The sequence below is a fragment of the Novosphingobium sp. Chol11 genome (assembly GCF_900218065.1).
Lineage (GTDB): Bacteria > Pseudomonadota > Alphaproteobacteria > Sphingomonadales > Sphingomonadaceae > Sphingobium > Sphingobium agri.
In genome coordinates this window covers 1-3,231 of sequence record NZ_OBMU01000008.1, presented here as the reverse complement: position 1 = coordinate 3,231, position 3,231 = coordinate 1, and the positions used below count along the sequence as shown (strand labels likewise).

Here is a 3,231-nt window from a genome sequence, read left to right as displayed (position 1 = left end):
ATCTCAGGCCTCTATGCGCAGCTGCATGAGATGCCAGCCTTCGCTGGCATGACGGCAAAATCAAGACCTCAATTCCGCCCCAGTGGATCAAGCGCGCTCGACCGTCGACGCTTGGGCGTCGCCACGGAGCTCAATGCCGACGCGCGCGGGGCTGAAGGAGCGGGAATAGCCATGCCTCCCGCCATCTCCTCCAGGGCGGCGATGCGCTTTTCCGTGGCGGGGTGGGTGGAGAACAGCTCGCTGACATGCACGGGAACGATATAGAGCTGGGCTGCGGCCGGATTGCGTTCAGCCACATGGTTGGGGATCATCTCCGCCTTGCCGGAAATCTTTGCAAGCGCCGACGCCAACGCGCGCGGGTTGCCGCTGATTTCCGCTCCAGCGGCGTCAGCGCCATATTCGCGCGTGCGGCTGATCGCCATCTGCACGATCATAGCGGCAAAGGGCGCGACGATCACCGCCATCAGTGTCGCCAGCATGTTGCCATGCCCATTCTCCTCATTACCGCCCCGGAAGAACAGGCCGAAATTGGCGAGCATCGACACCGCGCCCGCGATCGTCGCGACCATGGTCATGATCAGCGTGTCGCGATTCTTCACATGGGCAAGTTCATGCGCCATCACGCCCGCAACCTCATCACGGCTCAGCATCGACAGCAGGCCCGTCGTCGCTGCCACGGCGGCATGTTCGGGATTGCGGCCGGTGGCAAAGGCGTTCGGGTGCGGTTCGTCGATCAGGTAGACGCGCGGCATGGGCAGCTGCGCCCGCTGCGCCAGATCGCGCACCAGCCCGTAAAATTCCGGAGCGCTCTCAGCATCCACCTCCCGCGCATTGTGCATCGACAGGACGATCTTGTCGGCATTCCAGAAGGTGAACAGGTTCATGCCCGCCGCCACCAGCAGCGCGATCATCGCCCCGCCGCTGCCGCCCAGCGTATAACCCAGAGCCATGAACAGCGCCGTCAGCGCCGACAACAGCATCACCGTCTTGAAACCGCTCACTTGTCTTCCACTCCTTTGCGGCCCAGATAGCAGGCCATGCATGAATATGGGGTTGCCGGCACGGCGCCACAATCGAAAGGCTTTTGAACATGGGAACCTATAACGGCAAGCGCCCCGCGCATGTGAAGCCGCCCGAGCACCTGTCGAAGAGTCCACCGGTGCCTCAGCCCGATCCTCTGGATCGACCCTCGCGCCATGACGAGGAACTGAGCCCGGTCCGATACGGCGACTGGGAGCGCAAGGGGATCGCGATCGATTTTTGAACCCGGCTGATCACATTTGATCGGTTCATCGCTGATTCTGCACGTCTTCCGCTGGCCTGTGCCCTCCTTGCGGGCGATGTACACTTCCGCCTCTAGCCTTTACTGCCTGTTTTTGTGCAGGATTCATGCGGGCAAAGGAAGAAAACAAGCCGGGGGCGGGTCGTGAATCATATAGCTGAGATAAAAGTGAGGGCGGTGTCTGAATATGCGCCGGAGGACGCGGCGCTGCTCTGTGCCGTGGGTCGTCTGGTCTGTGCCTGGACGATGCTGGAACAGAGTCTGGAGGCGAAAATCGCCATGATGCGGGAAGCCATGGGTGACGTGCGAACCGTCGGCACCCGGACGCGCCCTGGAATGGCGAAACTGATGACGGAACTCCGCACCATGGTGGCGATGCGTGACAAGCGCAACGCCAGCGCCTTGACGGAGATTTCGGATATCGAGCGGCACATGCAAAGGATCGATCGCTTCCGGTCGCTCATCATTGGCGGCTTTCAGCAGCCAGCGCCCGGCGGCTTTACCTGCCGCGACGCGCGGAACAATCACACGCATGTCTCGCTTGATCACCTCGATGCGGAGATCTCTTCGCTCGAAACGGTGGCGCAGCGCCTGCTGGCCGTCTGACCGGGCGAGGTAATCCTCCCGCTATGCTTGACCTTTGACGCGTGGAGGGCGAAGCCTGTCCGCGCGTCTAGCGAGAATGGAGTACCATGCCCTACAAGCCGATACGCAAAGCCGTGTTTCCTGTCGCAGGCCTCGGCACGCGCTTCCTGCCTGCCACCAAGTCGGTGCCCAAGGAATTGCTGCCGGTCGTCGACCGCCCGCTGATCCAATATGCCGTCGACGAAGCGCGCGAGGCGGGGATCGAGCAGATGATCTTCATCACCGGGCGCGGCAAGGGCGCGATCGAGGATTATTTCGACATGGCCTTCGAAGCCGAAGCGACCCAGCGGGAGCGCGGCAAGGACCTGTCCGCCCTTGACGGCACGCGCCTCGCACCCGGCAACGCGGTCTTCCTGCGCCAGCAGGAGCCGCTCGGCCTCGGCCACGCCATCTGGTGCGCGCGTGACATCGTCGGCGATGAACCCTTCGCCATCCTGTTGCCCGACGAGTTCATGAAGGGCGCTCCCGGCCGTGGCTGCCTCAAGCAGATGGTCGAAGCCTATGATCAGGTGGGCGGCAACCTCGTCTGCGCGCTGGAAGTGCCGATGGCCGACACCCCAAGCTACGGCGTGATCGATCCGGGCGAACGCAATGGCCCGCTCACCGAAGTTAAGGGCCTCGTTGAAAAGCCCGCGCCCGGTACCGCGCCGTCCAACCTCATCCTGCCGGGCCGCTATATCCTGCAGCCAGAGGTCATGAAGATCCTCGCCACGCAGGAAAAGGGCGCGGGCGGCGAGATCCAGCTGACCGACGCCATGGCCTCGATGATCGGGCAACAGCCCTTCCACGGCGTGACCTTCGATGGCCGTCGCTTCGACTGCGGGTCAAAGGCGGGCTATATCGAAGCCAACCTGGCACTCGCGCTGGAACGCGAGGACCTTGGCGAACATATCCGTGAATTCGCCCTGGCCGAACTAGGCGCAACGACGATCGCCGCTGCCGCTTAAGGGCATTGCCGGAAAAAAGGCTAGCCCTGCTCCTCATCTCCCCTCCCGCAAGCGGGAGGGGCCGGGGGTGGGCCAGCGCAACATCAGCCAAGTTTAGCAACGCCAGCGCAGGAGTTCGCTCCGCTCGCGCCCACCCATAGCCCTTCGAACGAGTCACATACCTAGTTTGAAGGGCTATGGGAGGCGCATGTTCTGACGTTCCCCAACACGCATAAAAAAAGGCGGCCCTCTCGGAGCCGCCCTTTTATCCATGCCAAAACAAAACCCTCAGAACGGCACTTCATCATCCAGATCATTGTCGAAATTCGGCCCGCCCGCGCCGCCGCGCCCGCCGCCCGATGAGCGGCCGCCGCTGCC

Annotated in this window: 4 protein-coding genes and 1 pseudogene; 3 read left to right on the top strand and 2 right to left on the bottom strand. The window is 62.9% G+C overall.

What is annotated here, in order from left to right; translation table 11 throughout:
* Window positions 1-68: 68 nt before the first annotated feature.
* Window positions 69-1,043 carry a zinc metalloprotease HtpX gene (htpX, locus tag NCHOL11_RS17885; RefSeq protein ID WP_441339511.1) on the bottom strand — a complete coding sequence of 325 codons (975 nt, stop codon included), beginning with the start codon at window positions 1,041-1,043 and terminating at the stop codon, window positions 69-71.
* A gap of 47 nt (window positions 1,044-1,090) precedes the next feature.
* Here htpX and NCHOL11_RS17880 point away from each other — a divergent pair, with 47 nt between their 5' ends.
* The 3 genes from NCHOL11_RS17880 to NCHOL11_RS17870 all read left to right on the top strand — a co-directional run bounded on the left by NCHOL11_RS17880 (window position 1,091) and on the right by NCHOL11_RS17870 (window position 2,874).
* Window positions 1,091-1,264, top strand: a complete 174-nt coding sequence (locus NCHOL11_RS17880) for a DUF1674 domain-containing protein (protein ID WP_097093834.1) — start codon at window positions 1,091-1,093, stop codon at window positions 1,262-1,264.
* Between the two features lie 195 nt (window positions 1,265-1,459).
* Window positions 1,460-1,888 carry a hypothetical protein gene (locus tag NCHOL11_RS17875; RefSeq protein WP_097093833.1) on the top strand — a complete coding sequence of 143 codons (429 nt, stop codon included), beginning with the start codon at window positions 1,460-1,462 and terminating at the stop codon, window positions 1,886-1,888.
* Between the two features lie 86 nt (window positions 1,889-1,974).
* Entirely contained in the window at window positions 1,975-2,874 is a 900-nt protein-coding gene (locus tag NCHOL11_RS17870; RefSeq protein WP_097093832.1) for a UTP--glucose-1-phosphate uridylyltransferase, read from the top strand.
* Between the two features lie 267 nt (window positions 2,875-3,141).
* Here the strand turns inward: NCHOL11_RS17870 and NCHOL11_RS18740 are convergent.
* A pseudogene (locus NCHOL11_RS18740) lies at window positions 3,142-3,231 on the bottom strand (single-stranded DNA-binding protein); the annotation flags it as partial.

Bases quoted from the DNA above. Each gene is read 5' to 3' on its own strand.
- htpX (WP_441339511.1), bottom strand. From the start codon at position 1,043: ATGCATGGCCTGCTATCTGGGCCGCAAAGGAGTGGAAGACAAGTGAGC.
- NCHOL11_RS17880 (WP_097093834.1), top strand. From the start codon at position 1,091: ATGGGAACCTATAACGGCAAGCGCCCCGCGCATGTGAAGCCGCCCGAG.
- NCHOL11_RS17870 (WP_097093832.1), top strand. From the start codon at position 1,975: ATGCCCTACAAGCCGATACGCAAAGCCGTGTTTCCTGTCGCAGGCCTC.